This is a genomic window from Oceanimonas sp. GK1 (genome assembly GCF_000243075.1).
GTDB lineage: Bacteria > Pseudomonadota > Gammaproteobacteria > Enterobacterales > Aeromonadaceae > Oceanimonas.
Genome location: NC_016745.1, coordinates 2,194,057 through 2,209,168, shown reverse-complemented (window position 1 = coordinate 2,209,168; position 15,112 = coordinate 2,194,057). Strand labels below are relative to the sequence as shown.

Annotated in this window: 12 protein-coding genes and 3 tRNA genes; 10 read left to right on the top strand and 5 right to left on the bottom strand. The window is 57.4% G+C overall.

All coding sequences use genetic code 11. The features are described 5' to 3' along the window. Window positions 1–141: 141 nt before the first annotated feature. From GU3_RS10435 to GU3_RS10415, 5 genes are all read left to right on the top strand, one after another. A complete protein-coding gene (locus tag GU3_RS10435; RefSeq protein ID WP_014292501.1) occupies window positions 142–1,530 on the top strand; it encodes an MATE family efflux transporter in 1,389 nt (462 codons plus the stop codon). Further along, entirely contained in the window at window positions 1,475–2,506 is a 1,032-nt protein-coding gene (locus GU3_RS10430) for a DUF3080 domain-containing protein (RefSeq protein WP_014292500.1), read from the top strand. The genes GU3_RS10435 and GU3_RS10430 overlap by 56 nt, the downstream gene beginning before the upstream one ends. 91 nt (window positions 2,507–2,597) lie before the next feature. Continuing rightward, window positions 2,598–2,674, top strand: a tRNA-Val gene (locus tag GU3_RS10425). A gap of 23 nt (window positions 2,675–2,697) precedes the next feature. After that, window positions 2,698–2,774: transfer RNA gene (locus GU3_RS10420), tRNA-Val, on the top strand. A gap of 14 nt (window positions 2,775–2,788) precedes the next feature. After that, window positions 2,789–2,865, top strand: a tRNA-Val gene (locus tag GU3_RS10415). A 54-nt stretch (window positions 2,866–2,919) separates the two neighbouring features. Here the strand turns inward: GU3_RS10415 and GU3_RS10410 are convergent. Continuing rightward, window positions 2,920–4,482: a cytochrome c peroxidase gene (locus GU3_RS10410; protein WP_158308466.1), complete on the bottom strand. Its 1,563-nt coding sequence runs from the start codon at window positions 4,480–4,482 to the stop codon at window positions 2,920–2,922. A gap of 663 nt (window positions 4,483–5,145) precedes the next feature. On the opposite strand from GU3_RS10410, the gene GU3_RS10405 reads away from it, so the two are divergent. Next, window positions 5,146–6,468, top strand: a complete 1,323-nt coding sequence (locus tag GU3_RS10405; RefSeq protein ID WP_014292498.1) for an aspartate aminotransferase family protein — start codon at window positions 5,146–5,148, stop codon at window positions 6,466–6,468. 70 nt (window positions 6,469–6,538) lie between these two features. Here GU3_RS10405 and GU3_RS10400 read toward each other — a convergent pair whose 3' ends face one another. Beyond that, window positions 6,539–7,129, bottom strand: coding sequence for an FMN-dependent NADH-azoreductase (locus GU3_RS10400; protein WP_014292497.1), 591 nt, complete (start codon window positions 7,127–7,129; stop codon window positions 6,539–6,541). 673 nt (window positions 7,130–7,802) lie between these two features. Between GU3_RS10400 and GU3_RS10395 the strand changes: the two genes are divergently transcribed. Genes GU3_RS10395 through GU3_RS10385 form a run of 3 tightly spaced genes read left to right on the top strand, consistent with a single transcriptional unit; the run spans window position 7,803 to window position 12,547 of the window. Beyond that, the gene (locus GU3_RS10395) at window positions 7,803–9,725 is read left to right on the top strand and encodes a PrkA family serine protein kinase (protein WP_014292496.1); all 1,923 of its coding nucleotides are present in this window, start codon (window positions 7,803–7,805) and stop codon (window positions 9,723–9,725) included. A gap of 21 nt (window positions 9,726–9,746) precedes the next feature. Then, window positions 9,747–11,015 carry a YeaH/YhbH family protein gene (locus GU3_RS10390; RefSeq protein WP_014292495.1) on the top strand — a complete coding sequence of 423 codons (1,269 nt, stop codon included), beginning with the start codon at window positions 9,747–9,749 and terminating at the stop codon, window positions 11,013–11,015. A gap of 8 nt (window positions 11,016–11,023) precedes the next feature. Beyond that, window positions 11,024–12,547, top strand: a complete 1,524-nt coding sequence (locus tag GU3_RS10385; RefSeq protein WP_014292494.1) for a SpoVR family protein — start codon at window positions 11,024–11,026, stop codon at window positions 12,545–12,547. Between the two features lie 52 nt (window positions 12,548–12,599). Here GU3_RS10385 and fadR read toward each other — a convergent pair whose 3' ends face one another. After that, on the bottom strand, window positions 12,600–13,316 hold the full coding sequence (fadR, locus tag GU3_RS10380) for a fatty acid metabolism transcriptional regulator FadR (protein WP_014292493.1): 717 nt from the start codon (window positions 13,314–13,316) through the stop codon (window positions 12,600–12,602). 119 nt (window positions 13,317–13,435) lie between these two features. Here fadR and dsbB point away from each other — a divergent pair, with 119 nt between their 5' ends. Continuing rightward, on the top strand, window positions 13,436–13,948 hold the full coding sequence (gene dsbB / locus GU3_RS10375) for a disulfide bond formation protein DsbB (RefSeq protein ID WP_014292492.1): 513 nt from the start codon (window positions 13,436–13,438) through the stop codon (window positions 13,946–13,948). 63 nt (window positions 13,949–14,011) lie between these two features. Here the strand turns inward: dsbB and GU3_RS10370 are convergent, their stop codons facing one another. Together GU3_RS10370 and GU3_RS10365 are read right to left on the bottom strand one after the other, a co-directional pair. Then, window positions 14,012–14,446 carry a YcgN family cysteine cluster protein gene (locus GU3_RS10370; protein WP_014292491.1) on the bottom strand — a complete coding sequence of 145 codons (435 nt, stop codon included), beginning with the start codon at window positions 14,444–14,446 and terminating at the stop codon, window positions 14,012–14,014. After that, window positions 14,447–15,109 carry a fumarylacetoacetate hydrolase family protein gene (locus tag GU3_RS10365; protein ID WP_014292490.1) on the bottom strand — a complete coding sequence of 221 codons (663 nt, stop codon included), beginning with the start codon at window positions 15,107–15,109 and terminating at the stop codon, window positions 14,447–14,449. Between the last annotated feature and the right edge of the window lie 3 nt (window positions 15,110–15,112).

Sequence of the window (15,112 nt, the reverse complement as noted above, 5' to 3'; positions counted from 1 at the left end):
GCAGTTTAAAATAATGGGAAAAGGCACCGGCAACCGTTATATTCACGGTTTGTGGCGATGGCTATCATTTCGTACCACTCTCCGGTCATTCATGCGCGCCGGCCAGTCACGTCCACGGCATTTTTCCTGAGCGAGAGCAACATGTCCTTTTCCTCTTTTCTGACCGAAACCCGGCATTTGCTGCGGCTGTGTGGTCCCATACTGGTGGCCCAGATCGCGCAAACCACCATGAGCTTTGTCGATACCGTGATGGCCGGGCAGATCAGCGCCACCGACATGGCGGCGGTGGCCGTGGCCACCAGCTTCTGGCTGCCGGTCATCCTGCTGGTACAGGGCGTGGTCATGGCGCTCACCCCCATCATATCGCAACTCAACGGCGCCCGTCGCCACGATGAGGTGGCCGGTGCCGTACACCAGGGCTTCTGGCTCACCCTGGTGGTACTGGTACCGGCTTCGCTGGCATTGTATTTTTCCCCCATGGTGCTGCACTGGATGGACGTGGAGCCCTTGCTGGCGGAAAAAACCACCGGTTACCTGCACGGCATTCTCTGGGGCATGCCCGCCTATGCCCTGTACCAGGTGTTGCGTAATTTCAGCGAGGGGCTGTCCCATACCAAACCCACCATGATCATCGGTTTTATTGGCCTGGCGGTAAACGTGCCCGCCAACTATGTGCTGATCCACGGCAAACTCGGGCTGCCCCAGCTGGGTGGCGTGGGGTGCGGTTATGCCTCGGCGCTGGTGTTCTGGGCCATGCTGATTGCCATGATCATCTACACTCACCGCTCGCCCCTGCTGAACCGCTTTGCCGTGTTTACCACCCTCACCGCCCCGGATTGGGCCAGCATCGGGCGTATTTTTCGCCTGGGTTTTCCCATTGCCATGGCGATTTTTTGTGAAGTGACCCTGTTTACCGTGGTGGCCCTGCTGCTGGCTCCGCTGGGATCCGATGTGGTGGCCGGCCACCAGATTGCCATCAACTTTTCCAGCATGATTTTCATGCTGCCGCTGAGTCTCGGCATGGCACTCACCATACGGGTGGGCCACCGCCTCGGCGAAGGCCTGGCCACCCAGGCCAAAATCGCCAGCCAGGCGGGCATCGGCTTTGGCGCCCTGCTGGCGGTGGCCACGGCGCTTGCCACGGCCCTGAGTCGCTACTGGATCAGCGGCATTTATACCGATAATGCCGAGGTGCTGGAGCTGGCCGCCAGCCTGCTGCTGCTGGCTTCCCTTTACCAGATATCCGATTCGGTGCAGGTGATCGGTGCCGCTGCCCTGCGCGGCTATAAAGATACCCAGGTGATTTTTTATATCACCCTGGTGGCCTACTGGCTGTGTGGCTTGCCGGTAGGCGTGGTGCTGGGGCTGACCAACTGGCTGGTGCCGGCCATGGGCCCCCACGGCTTCTGGCTCGGTTTTCTGGTAGGCTTGACGATAGCGGCTTGTTTGTTGATATGGCGGTTAGGAAGGATTCATGAAAAGGTCCATCATCGTGATCGCGCTGGCCTGCCTCTGGTTGACGGGCTGTGAGGATCGCCAGGCACTGAAAACGGCCTTTGACACTTACCTGGCCCGAGTGGCCAACGTGCTGGACACCGAGCCCCCTGCGCTGACCAACCCGCCGCCACTGCCTTCGCTGCCGGCCCAACGCCGGCTGCAAATGGGTCAGCCGCGCATCAGCGCCGGGCTGCTCGATACCCTAAAATTGGGAGAATGCCGGCTGTTGCCTCTGGTGGGCGAGCACAACAGCCCCATCGGCAAAAGCCAAAGTGCCGGCGCCGTGCTGCTCTATCATCTGCGCTTTCAGCAGGGGCTGCAGGACTGCCGGAACCAGAGCGGTGATAAGGAATTGCAGACCTGGCTGCAGGAGCTTGAGCAACAAAAAGCCCCCCTGCTGCCCGGTTATCACTGGAACATGATGGTGGCTGAGCCGGAAATTCGTGCCGCCCTGACGCCGCGCCAACGCCCGGTGGCCGACGATCACCGTGGCTTTCAGGCCACTCTCAACGCCTTTTCCCTGTTTGCCAGCCTTCACCAGCAGGCCGGGGGAACGCCGCAGCTCGACAGGCTCGACAGCACCGCCTTCAACAACCGCTTGGGTGGCCTCTATAACAACGACTACCTGGGCGAGCTGTACTATTCCCTGCACAGCGCGGCCCATTACCTGAAGCAAAGCATCGGCTTTCTCGGCAGACTGGAGCAATTCGACTGCGGACCGGCGGGCAAGGCCGATGCCGAACGGCTGCGCAACGCCATGGAGCACTATTACATTCAGGACATTCAGGCCCGGCTGGGCGAGCTGGACCGCCATTTTGTGCGCCTCGCCCCCCTACTGAAGCAAAGTCTAACGCCACCGCCGGAACGCCACGACATCATGGCCGAATACCGGCAATGGTATGCTTCCGGCCTCAACAGCCAGATTTATACCCGCTACCGCCAGCTAACACTGGATCACGCCAGCGCCTGGCAGAAATTCCTGCGCCGGTGCAATCTTTCACCGGGCTGAACAATAGTTCTCCATCCGGTTGTTGCGGAAGAAAAAAGGCTTGCCCAGCCCCCGCCCCTTGGCTAGTATACGCAGCGCCTCAGGGCACGATGCGTTCTTAGCTCAGTTGGTTAGAGCACCACCTTGACATGGTGGGGGTCGGTGGTTCGAATCCACTAGAACGCACCAGTTATTATTCACGCAGTATCAAAGCGTCCTTAGCTCAGTTGGTTAGAGCACTACCTTGACATGGTAGGGGTCGGTGGTTCGAATCCACTAGGACGCACCAAATTAATATAAAACGCGTTCTTAGCTCAGTTGGTTAGAGCACCACCTTGACATGGTGGGGGTCGGTGGTTCGAATCCACTAGAACGCACCAGATTCAAAAAAAGCCCGCTTACAGAGCGGGCTTTTTGCTTTTCTGATATCGCGGTTACGGTGCCTTGGCAATATGGGTGTCGCTCAAGGCGCGAATGTAGGCCGCCAGGGCTTCTTCCTCTTCGGGATAAAAGTCAAACTGACCGACCACAAACCCAGCGGCATTGAAAAATTCCGGCTCCGGCCAGCAGTCATTGGCATGGGCCTCCGCTTCGGTGGCATTGACAATGGGGTAATCGATCACCTCATAGTTGGCTATCACCGGTCCACCAAGGGCAACCCTTCTTTGCTCATCTTGAGGCACAAAGTCACAGCGCTTTTTCAAATCCCGGCTGCCGTAGAAATGAATAATGCCTTTCAGGCTCTTGAAGTAGCCATTATGCGCATAGGCCTTGATGAAGCCGTCTTCCTCTCCCTTGGCGACGTCACGCAGGGTCGGCGAGCGGAACTCACCTTCATGAAGCTCAGATCCAGAAGTATTGTAATCAACATGCCCCTTCAGGCCGATGATTTCTCCCTTTAAGGTATCGGGTATCTCGCGGTTATAGGGAATACCGATATTATGATAGGCCTGATCGGTATAAAGTTGTCTTGGCTCGGTGCCATCATCGCCAGGATTATCGGCATGGCATACTACGCATAGCGCATTAATGCCCACCCCTGAAAAACTGGGGTTCCCGGTGCTGATTGGGCCATTCGCCAGACCCCGATCCCCCGGGTTGCCGTCATTCAAATCACCCCTTGCACTGCTGATGCCATAAAAGATATCGTGGCCACGATTAATCTTGCGGATTTCGGCAGCATCCAGCCCCAGCCCCACAAAGGCCAACGGAAACTTGCCCCAGGTGTTCTGGTCTTGTTTCAGCCATGCCAGTGCGTTGCAAATCTCGGGTGTGACGTACTCGGCATAATCGACCTCGCCTTTGCAGCCCAGCTCCCGATAGAGGGCCAGATCCCTGAGCGAGCTGAACGAGTTCACATCCGGTGAGGTCTGGTAGGCCGCCAGCGACAGGGCAATCCGCTTAAAGGCCACCCGGTAGGCGGGGTTGTGTTTGGGGTTGTTCTGGCAGTTGACCGGCTCGCCAAAGGCCTGCTCATAGAGTTTCTTGTACTTCGCGGTTTTCACCTGCTGGCATACCTTCTTTTCACCGGCGTTCTGCTCTACATTGGGTCGTTGGGCCGGGTTGAGGGCCTGGTCGGTCAGTGGCCCCAGAAAAGCGGCGTAATCACCGTAATAACGCGGATTCAGCTGCAGATCCTCCCAGGCCACCGATTCACTGACTGCCCCATTACCCTGGGGGTAAGCGCCATCGGGTGCGGTGCCTTCGGCACGTCCATCCCAGAACAGCCCTCCGCACCACTCGGGTATACCAAAGATATTGCCTTCATTGCAGGGCTGAAAATGTCTGACAAAACTGCCATAGGCCACGGTAGGCGGCTTGATCTTGCCCCGATCACCGGGCTTGGCCCCCGGGGCACCGACCGGCCCCAGATTGGTTTCGGAGTCGGGAAAGGTCCAGCCCTGCTCGGGCGCGTGGCAAGACACACAGCCCTGCTTATTGCCCGGGGTAGACAGGGATTCGTCAAAGAACACATGCTTGCCGAATGTTGCGAGCACCTGTTGTTGCGTATTAAAGGTAACGGGCCGGGCATCCGCAGTGGTCACCGGCAAGAAGGTGGCAACAAGTGCCAAGGGTGCAACCCGAGTGACTCTCGCCATTGATACCATCAGAGCAACCAGGCTTGCAGTGCCTTCTGCCCTTGATGCTCCCTGTTGTTGTTTATCCATAACAGCCTCCAGACTCCCGGGCAAAAATACGTGACTCGCGATAGATACGCATTCGCCCCATGAATACGATGCCGGTTACCGTCACCGGCAGACTGAAGGAAACAAGGCATCATCCATGCCATAACTTATATCCTTTTGATTTTTATCAGCTAATTTCAAAGCTGATAACAAGCCCCTCCTCCCTCTCTGTAAATACCGGTTAATACTTAATACTGAAAAACATCCAAGCCATTGTTTTTTTAAGTCATTTAGTCGACTTGTAAGTGTTTCATACATGAAACAGTGATCATCACAACCGACTCGGTAGCAAGAAAGGCCGGGTTACTTCAGCAGAATTAATGTATGTTGGCATAATAAGCATCTTGCCACATGTTAAGCACCCTCAAACTGAACATTGAAACAATGTGATTTTCCCGTTACCGGCTTTTGTCCACACTGGCCTTAATCACTGCGCCCGAGGCGCCCATAACAAGAGTCTGAGAGAGTGCCAGCATGAACAAAAACCCGTTAGCCGCCCACTGGATGCCATTCACCCCCAACAAGGGCTTCAAGGCCAGCCCCCGTATGCTCACCGGTGCCGAAGGCATGCACTGGATCACCGACGACAACCGCCGGGTACTCGACATGACCGCCGGTCTGTGGTGCTGCAACGCCGGCCACGGCAACCCGCACATTGCCGAGGCCATCGCCCGCCAGGCCCGGGAGCTCGACTATGCCCCCTGCTTCGGCTTTGGCCATCCGCTGTCATTCGAACTGTCGGAGCGTCTCGCCGCACTGGCGCCGGGCAATCTGAACCGGGTGTTTTATACCAACTCCGGCTCCGAGTCGGTGGACACCGCCCTGAAAATGGCGCTGGCCTATCACCATGCCCGGGGCGAAGCTGGCCGGCAGCTGTTTATCGGTCGCGAGCGGGGCTATCACGGGGTCAACTTCGGTGGCATTGCCGTCGGTGGCATCACCAGCAACTACAAGGCTTTTGGCCAGTGGCTGCCCACCGATCACCTGTCTCATACCCAGGATCTGGCGCGCAATGCCTTTTCCCGCGGCCTGCCCCTGCACGGCGGCGTAGAGATGGCCAACGAGCTGGAGAAACTCATCAAGCTGCACGACGCCAGCCGTATTGCCGCGGTGATCATCGAGCCCATCACCGGGGCCGGCGGGGTGCTGCCACCTCCGGTGGGTTACTTGCAGCGCATTCGGGAAATCTGCGATCAGCACGGCATACTGCTTATCTTCGATGAAGTGATCTGTGGTTTTGGCCGCACCGGTAACGTATTTGCCAGCCAGACCTTTAACGTACAACCCGACATCATGACCACCGCCAAGGGCCTGACCAATGGCGCCGCCCCCATGGGGGCCGTGCTGGCCGGCGATCACATTCATGATGCCATCATGGAAGCCAGCGCCAGCGGCGTGGAATTTTTCCACGGTTACACCTATTCGGCCCATCCCCTGGCCTGTGCCGCCGCCATGGCCACCCTGGATGTCTACGAGCAGCACGGCCTGTACCAGCGCGGCGCCGCGGATGGCGAGATCAGCCGCTATTTCGAACAGGGGCTGCACAGCCTGAAAGGACTGCCCGGCGTGATCGACATTCGCAACTATTCACTCATTGCCGCCGTGGAGTTCGAGGCGCCAGCCGGCCAGGCCGGCACCACCGGGGCCGCCATTCAGAGCATGGCCTGGGAGCAAGGACTGATGCTGCGCTCGCTGGGCGATGCCATCGCCATGTCACCGCCGCTGATCATTGAAAAAGAGCATGTCGACCAGACCATCGGCATTCTGGAACGCTGCATTCGCCAGCATTTTGGCTGAGCCGTTAAATCAAGCCATCAAAAAGGGCTGCCACGGCAGCCCTTTTTATCGTTGCAATCACTAATACCGGTTAACCGGCAGTCAGCTGGCTCAGTTGTACCCGGGAGGCTTCCAGGCCGGCTTCACGAGCATCACCGCCCATGTTCAGGCCTTCGGCATAGACAAATTCCACATCCGTAATGCCCAGAAAGCCCAGCACGGTTTCCATATAGGGTGCGATCAAATCCCGGGAACTGCCCTTGTGCTGACCACCACGGGTCGTGATAACCACCGCTTTCTTGCCCTTAAGCAGGCCTTCCGGTCCTTGCTCGGTATAACGAAAGGTCACGCCGGCCCGACATATCAGATCAATCCAGGCCTTGAGCTGTACCGGAATATGAAAGTTGTACATGGGAGCGGCAATCACCACCCGGTCGGCGGCTTTCAGCTCCGCAACCAGCTCGTTGGACAGCGCCAGCAGTGAACGTTGCTGGTCGTTCAGCTCACCACCACCACGCAGGGCCTGGGCGCCCTCACCGTCCAGCACGGGCAGTGGCGCGGCGGCCAGATCCCTAACCCGGCAATGCTGCTCGTCCAGCTGGGATACGAAATAATCAATTAACCGGCCGGATTCGGAATGTTCACCAAGAATGCTGGATTTGAGTATCAGGGTATGGGACATGGGCTGGCTCCGTAATGCAGTAATATTGAATGAAATAAAAAGCCCAACAACAATGGGCACTTGTTGAATTAAGTTCAGACTAACCCGGACAAACGGAGAGAAAAACCGGAAATTCATGGCCAATATATTCAAAAATTTCGAACATATTAATGCCGCCATAATACGTTGACGTTAACGTAACCAAGCAGTGCAGATAAAAGAAAACCCTCGGCTGGCGAGGGTCAAACAAACGGAAACGTGCTTAAACAGAGCTATGCATCTCACCTAACAAGTTGCTTTCATTGAGCTGCAGCAAATGGCTAGACCGTGATGCTCGTTCAATGTAACCGGAGCAAAATGTGAAGTCAACGTAAAAAATCATAAAAGACAGCAGGATTTGCCGTTACTTTTCCGAGTGTTACGTTGACGTCATGGTAAACACTTGGGTGCATCATGGAGTGCTGGATGACACCGGCTTCCATGCATGCCGGCAGCGGTGCCACAACACCGGGCTTCCCTGTCTCGCGGTCTCAGGGAAGTCCCCTCGGCGTTTTGCACAAATGTCAGTTTTTTCCGGGCCTTACACGAGCACAATGGCGCAACCCTGACTAACCTTATCATTACAGGATGTGAAATGTGTGTGCGCACGGCTCTGTCTTTTATCAAGAGTCGTTAGTAATCAGGGGGAATGACCATGGGTATTTTCGAGCACTATCAAACGCGCTATGAAAAAGCCAAGGAAGAGGAATACAGCCTGCAAGAGTTCCTCGACCTTTGCCGCGAAGACAAGGCCTGTTACGCATCCGCTTCCGAGCGGTTGCTGATGGCCATCGGCGAGCCGGAAATGATCGACACCGCTCAGGTGCCCAGATACAGCCGGCTGTTTTCCAACCGGGTAATTGCCCGCTACCCTGCCTTCGCCGAATTTTACGGCATGGAAGACAGCATCGAGCAGATCGTGTCCTATCTGAAACACGCCGCCCAGGGGCTGGAAGAGAAGAAACAAATTCTTTATCTGCTGGGTCCGGTGGGGGGTGGTAAGTCATCCCTGGCCGAGTGCCTCAAGGCCCTGATGCAAAAGGTGCCGATTTATCGTATCAAGGGGTCGCCGGTCAACGATCATCCCTTCTGTCTGTTCGACATGAACGAAGACGGCCCCATTCTGGAGCAGGAATACGGCATTCCGCGCCGCTACCTGAGGCCTATCATGTCTCCCTGGGCAGTTAAACGCCTGCACGAATACGGCGGCGACATTACCCGCTTTCGGGTCGAAAAGGTGTACCCCTCGGTGCTTGACCAGATCGCCGTAGCCAAAACCGAGCCCGGTGACGACAACAACCAGGACATCTCCTCGCTGGTGGGCAAGGTCGATATTCGCAAGCTGGAGCATTACGCCCAGGACGATGCCGACGCCTATTCCTATTCCGGTGCCCTGTGCAAGGCCAACCAGGGCATGATGGAGTTCGTGGAAATGTTCAAGGCGCCCATCAAGGTGCTGCACCCGCTGCTCACCGCCACCCAGGAAGGCAACTATAACGGTACTGAAGGGCTTTCCGCCCTGCCCTTTGACGGCATCATTCTGGCCCACTCCAACGAGTCGGAATGGCAGCACTTCAAACACAACAAGAACAACGAGGCCTTCCTCGACCGGGTCTATATCGTCAAGGTGCCTTATTGCCTGCGGGTCACCGAGGAAGTGGAGATTTATCAGAAACTGCTGACCAACAGTGAGCTGTCCACCGCCAAGTGTGCCCCGGGCACCCTGGAAACCCTGGCCCAGTTTACCGTGCTGTCTCGACTCAAAGAGCCGGAGAATTCCAGCATCTATTCCAAGATGCGGGTCTACGACGGTGAAACCCTGAAAGACACGGATCCCAAGGCCAAGTCCTACCAGGAATACCGGGATTACGCCGGCGTGGACGAAGGCATGACCGGCCTGTCGACCCGCTTTGCCTTCAAGATCCTGTCCCGGGTATTCAACTTCGACCACGCCGAAGTGGCCGCCAACCCGGTGCACCTGTTCTATGTGCTTGAGCAGCAGATCGAACGGGAGCAGTACCCCCAGGAAATACACGACCGTTACCTGGAGTTCATCAAGGGGTACCTTATCCCCAAATACGTGGAGTTCATCGGCAAGGAAATTCAGACCGCCTATCTCGAGTCCTACTCCGAGTATGGTCAGAACATCTTCGACCGTTATGTCACCTATGCCGACTTCTGGATTCAGGATCAGGAATACCGGGATCCGGATACCGGGCAGCTGTTCGACCGTTCCGCGCTCAATGCCGAGCTGGAGAAAATCGAAAAACCGGCCGGCATCAGCAACCCCAAGGATTTCCGCAACGAAATCGTCAACTTCGTGCTGCGGGCCCGGGCCAACAACGCCGGCAAAAACCCCAACTGGACCAGCTACGAGAAGCTCAGAACCGTTATCGAGAAGAAAATGTTCTCCAATACCGAAGAGCTGCTGCCGGTCATCTCCTTCAATGCGAAAACCAGTGCCGACGAGCAGAAAAAGCACGACGACTTCGTGGATCGCATGATGGAAAAGGGCTACACCCGCAAGCAGGTCCGGTTGCTGTCCGAATGGTACCTGCGGGTACGCAAGTCAAGCTGATAGCGATCAGTTGGGGGAATCATGGCGCATTTTATCGACAGACGACTGAATGGCCGCAACAAGAGCGCTGTCAACCGGCAGCGCTTCATCCGCCGCTACAAACAGCAGCTTAAAAAGGCGGTATCAGACGCGGTGCTCAAACGCAGCATTCAGGATATCGACAAGGGCGAGAGTGTCTCTATTCCTACCCGGGACATCTCCGAGCCTTTCTTTCATCACGGCAAAGGGGGGCACCGGGATCAGGTGCACCCCGGCAACGATCAGTTTATAAAAGGTGACAAGGTCGACCGCCCTTCCGGCGGTGGCGGGGGGGGCAGTGGCAAGGGCGATGCCAGCAACCAGGGAGAAGGTCAGGATGACTTCGTGTTCCAGATCTCCAAGGACGAATACCTGGATCTGCTGTTCGATGGCCTGGAGCTGCCCAACCTCGAGAAGAACAAGCTCAACAAGATCAGCGAAATGAAAACCTTTCGCGCCGGCTACACCGCCGACGGGGTGCCGGCCAACATCAATGTGGTGCGCTCACTGCGCCAGTCTCTGGCCCGGCGCACCGCCTTGCAGGCAGGGAAAAAGAGAACCGTGGCCGATCTTGAGCAAGAGCTGGCGGAGCTGGGCAAGCGCCCGGCGGAAAACTACGCCCGCATTCAGGATCTGGAGGACGAGATCACCGAACTCAAACGACGCATTGCGGCGGTGCCCTTTATCGACACCTTCGATTTGCGTTACAACAACTTCGTTAAACGGCCGGTGCCGTCTACCCAGGCTGTGATGTTCTGCCTGATGGACGTTTCCGGCTCCATGGATCAGGCCACCAAGGACATGGCCAAGCGCTTTTACCTGTTGCTGTATCTGTTTCTTACCCGCAGTTACAAAAACGTGGACGTGGTGTTTATTCGTCACCATACCCAGGCGAAAGAAGTGGACGAGCAGGAATTTTTCTACTCCCAAGAAACCGGCGGCACCATCGTTTCAAGCGCGTTGCAGCTAATGAAAGAAGTGATGGCCGAGCGATACCCGGCAGATCAGTGGAACATCTACGCCGCCCAGGCGTCGGACGGTGACAACTGGGCAGACGATTCTCCCCTGTGCCGGCAACTGCTGCAGAAAGACATCATGCCGCTGGTGCGTTACTACACCTATATCGAGATCACCAATCGGGCCCACCAGAGCCTGTGGCACGAATATGAAGCCATTGCTCGGCAATTTTCAACCTTTGCCATGGAGCACATTCGCTCGGTGGATGATATCTATCCCGTGTTCCGGGAGCTGTTCAGGAAACAGGCGGCGTGAGGTAACCTATGGCACAAGCACTGAAAAAAAGCCGGCCGCTCAGTGACGGACCGGACTGGACCTTTGACCTGCTCGAGGCCTACCACAGGGAAATTGCCCGTATCGCCGAAAGCTACGGGCTGAGCACCTATCCCAACCAGATTGAGATCATCACCGGCGAGCAGATGATGGATGCCTACTCCAGCATCGGCATGCCCATTGGCTACCATCACTGGTCCTACGGCAAGAAATTCATTCAGACCGAGCAAACCTACAAGCGTGGCCAGATGGGCCTGGCCTACGAGATTGTCATCAACTCCAACCCCTGCATCGCCTACCTGATGGAAGAGAACACCATGCCCATGCAGGCACTGGTGATGGCCCACGCCTGCTACGGTCATAATTCCTTTTTCAAGAACAACTACCTGTTCAAGGCCTGGACCGACGCCGAGTCGATTATCGACTATCTGCTGTTTGCCAAGCATTACATCAACGAATGCGAGGAAAAATACGGCGTTTCGGAAGTGGAAAGCCTGCTCGACAGTTGCCATGCCCTGATGAACTACGGTGTCGACCGCTACAAACGGCCGCAGAAGCTGTCGCTGGCGGAAGAGCGGCGCCGGCAAAAGGCACGCGAGGCCTACCTGCAAACCCAGGTCAACGAGCTGTGGCGTACCCTGCCGCGCATGCAGGACGAAAAACAAAAACAGAAACAGCGCTACCCGAAAGAGCCGGAAGAAAACCTGCTCTATTTCATTGAAAAACACGCGCCCCTGCTCGAGCCCTGGCAACGGGAAGTGGTGCGCATCGTGCGCAAGATCAGCCAGTATTTTTATCCGCAGAAACAGACCCAGGTGATGAACGAAGGCTGGGCCACCTTCTGGCACTACACCATTTGCCAGCACATGTACGATGAAGGCCTGGTCACCGACAAGTTCATGATGGAAATACTGCACAGCCACACCAATGTGGTGTTTCAGCCGCCCTACAACAGCAAATACTATTCGGGCATCAATCCCTATGCCCTGGGCTTTGCCATGTTCCAGGATATTCGTCGCATCTGCGAGGCGCCCACCGAGGAAGACCGGGCCTGGTTTCCGGACATTGCCGGAACGGACTGGGTCAAGACCCTGCACTTTGCCATGGAGAATTTCAAGGACGAGAGTTTTGTCAGCCAGTTTCTCTCACCCAAGGTGATGCGGGATTTTCACCTGTTTGCCGTGGCCGACGACGATACCCGCAACTACCTGGAGATTTCCGCCATTCACGACGATGCCGGCTACCGGCAGTTGCGCCAGACCCTGTCTAACCAGTACAACCTGTCGAACCAGGAGCCCAATATTCAGGTCTACAACGTCGAGGTCAAGGGCAACCGCTCGCTGACCCTGCGCCATGTTCCTCACAATCGCATACCGCTGTCTGACTCCTGCCACGAGGTGGTCAAGCATGTGCACCGGCTGTGGGGGTTCGACGTTTTTCTGGAACAGGAAGAAGCCGACGGCAGCGGCACCCTGCTGAGCCGCTGCCCGCCCAAAAGCGAGTCTGCCGGCTAGCGCCACAACAGTGGTCAGAAGCAACAAGGCCTCTCATTGAGAGGCCTTGTCATTATGAGGATTGCACCCAGGGATCGGGCCACTGATCGCGCATCTCCTGCCACAGCCGGCCCGAGGCCTTGCCGTACTCCCGTACCAGCTCCACTACGGCATCCGCCTGCCCAGAACGGGCGTGAGCAGCCAGGTTGCGGTAATAGTCAGCCGCCAGAGTGCGGGCGCCGGCACGGGAGAAGTAATAACGACCAACCCGGCAATACAACCCCTTGAAACCGTTGAGGATCAACCCGTAAATGGGATTGCCCGAGGCAAAGGCCAGACGACGGTGCAATTCGTAATCAAACGTGGAATAGGCCTCGGCATCGTCGGGCAGCCGCTCCAGCCCCGCCACCAGCTCCTGCACGGCATCGGGATCATGGCGGATGGCCCCGCGAATAAAAATACTGCTGATATGGGTACGGGCCGATAACAGATGTTCGATAAGTTCGGGGCTTTTCTCGGCGTCGAGCCGCGCCAGGGTTTCCAGTATATTGAGGCCGGAGGTTTCCCAGAAATTATTCACCCGGGTAGGCTTGCCGTGCTTGATGGTCAGCCAACCGTCCCGGGCCAGCCGGTGCAGCACCTCCCGCAAGGTGGTGCGGGTCACACCAATCAGCTCCGACAACTCCCGCTCGGCGGGTAAAATGGAGCCGGGAGGAAAGCGGCTGTTCCAGATGGACTCGATGATATATTCTTCCGCAAAACCGGCGGGGCTTTGTGCCTTGATGACCATGAAACCACTCTGTCTCTGGAATGTTAAAAAGAGTAAAAAACGCGAAAAATGATAACAGAGCGGACCAGTCTCCCACAAGCGACCCCATTCCTTGCACACCGACCAACGAGGATTTATTCGTGAACCAGTTTTCCCGCGCTCGCCTGGCCTGGGCCCTGCTGACCCTGGGCAGCACCGCCCTGCTGCTGGCGGCACTGTATTACCAGTATGTGGAGGGTTACGCACCCTGTGTGATGTGCGTGTACCAGCGGGCAGCGCTGGGCGGCGTGATCCTCGCCGGCCTGTTGGGCTGGCTGGCTCCCGGCCATGCGGTGGTCAGCGGGCTGGCCCTGACGGGCTGGCTGGCGGCCTCGGTGGAAGGCTTTTTACTGGCCAAAGAGCATGTGGGTTATCAGCTTAATCCTTCACCCTTTCATCAGTGCTCCACCGTGGCCGAGTTTCCCGCCTGGTTTCAGCTGGAAGCCTGGTGGCCGGCGGTGTTTTATCCCAGCGGCGACTGCTCTTCCATTGACTGGCAATGGCTGGGGCTGTCCATGCCGCAATGGCTGATGGGGATTTTCGCGGTACTGGCCGCGCTGGCAGTGCTGTTTATCGGGGTGCGCGTGGCGGCGGCCGTGAGGAGTGAGGCGTGAGGCGTATGGGATATATGAAGGGGGCCGTCTCCTCACACAGCCCTCCTTCCCCCTTACCAATCGTCAGCCGGCCCAGGTAATGATGTGATCTTCCCAGTCGCCGGCCTTGGATTCCGGCACTACCTTGCCCCGTACCGACTGACCGGCTCGGTGCATGGCGCTCTTGGAGCCGGTGCGCAGCGGATGCCAGGAGGGCAATGACTTGCCTTCCGCCAGCACCCGGTAGGCGCAGGTCGACGGCAGCCAGTAAAATTCGCTCAGCTTGTCCCGCGTAATTTTCAGGCAGTCGGGCACCCGGGCAAAGCGGTTGGCGTAATCGCTGCAGGCGCAGCTGTGGGTATTGAGCAGCTCGCAGGCCACATTGGTGTGCACCAGCTCATCGGTGTCTTCGTCTATCAGCTTGTTGAGGCAGCACTTGCCGCAACCGTCACACAGAGCCTCCCACTCGTCGTCGGTCATCTCGTCGAGGGTCTTGGTCTGCCAGAAATTCGCCTGCATTTATTTCGCTACCTTCGCCTCAAAGACGAACTGGTTGTCCAGTGTCAGGGTGAGTGCATCGCCGCCCTGCAGCTCCCCTACCCCTTTGGGAGTGCCGGTGAGCACAATGTCGCCGGGCATCAGGGTAAAGCACTGACTGATCTCGGCCAGCAGCTCGGCCATGGACCACATCATCAGCCCGGTGTTACCGGTCTGGCGGGGCGTGCCGTTAACGGTGAGGGAAAAGTCCAGTTGTTGCAGCGGCGACAGCAAATCCGGCGCCACAAAAGGCCCCATGGGGCAACTGCCGTCAAAGGCCTTGGCCCGCTCCCAGGGCTGGCCCTTGCGCTTCAGCTCATCCTGCACCGCGCGCAAGGTCAGATCCAGCGCCAGCCCCACGCCCACCACGGCATTCAGGGCCTCGGCAGGGCCGGCCTCGCACAGCCGGCGACCTACCAGCAGCGCCACTTCCAGCTCATGATGCACCGGGCCCTGGCCGGCGGGCAGGACCAGCGGCTCGTCGAGGGGCACCAGGCTGGTAGCGGGTTTGATAAACAACAGCGGCGCCTCGGGAACCGGGTTGTTCAGCTCTGCGGCGTGATCCCGGTAGCTGCGCCCCACACACACCACCTTGCCGGTGGCATAGGGCAACACAAAACCTTCCTGATCAAGATGTTGGTACATGGT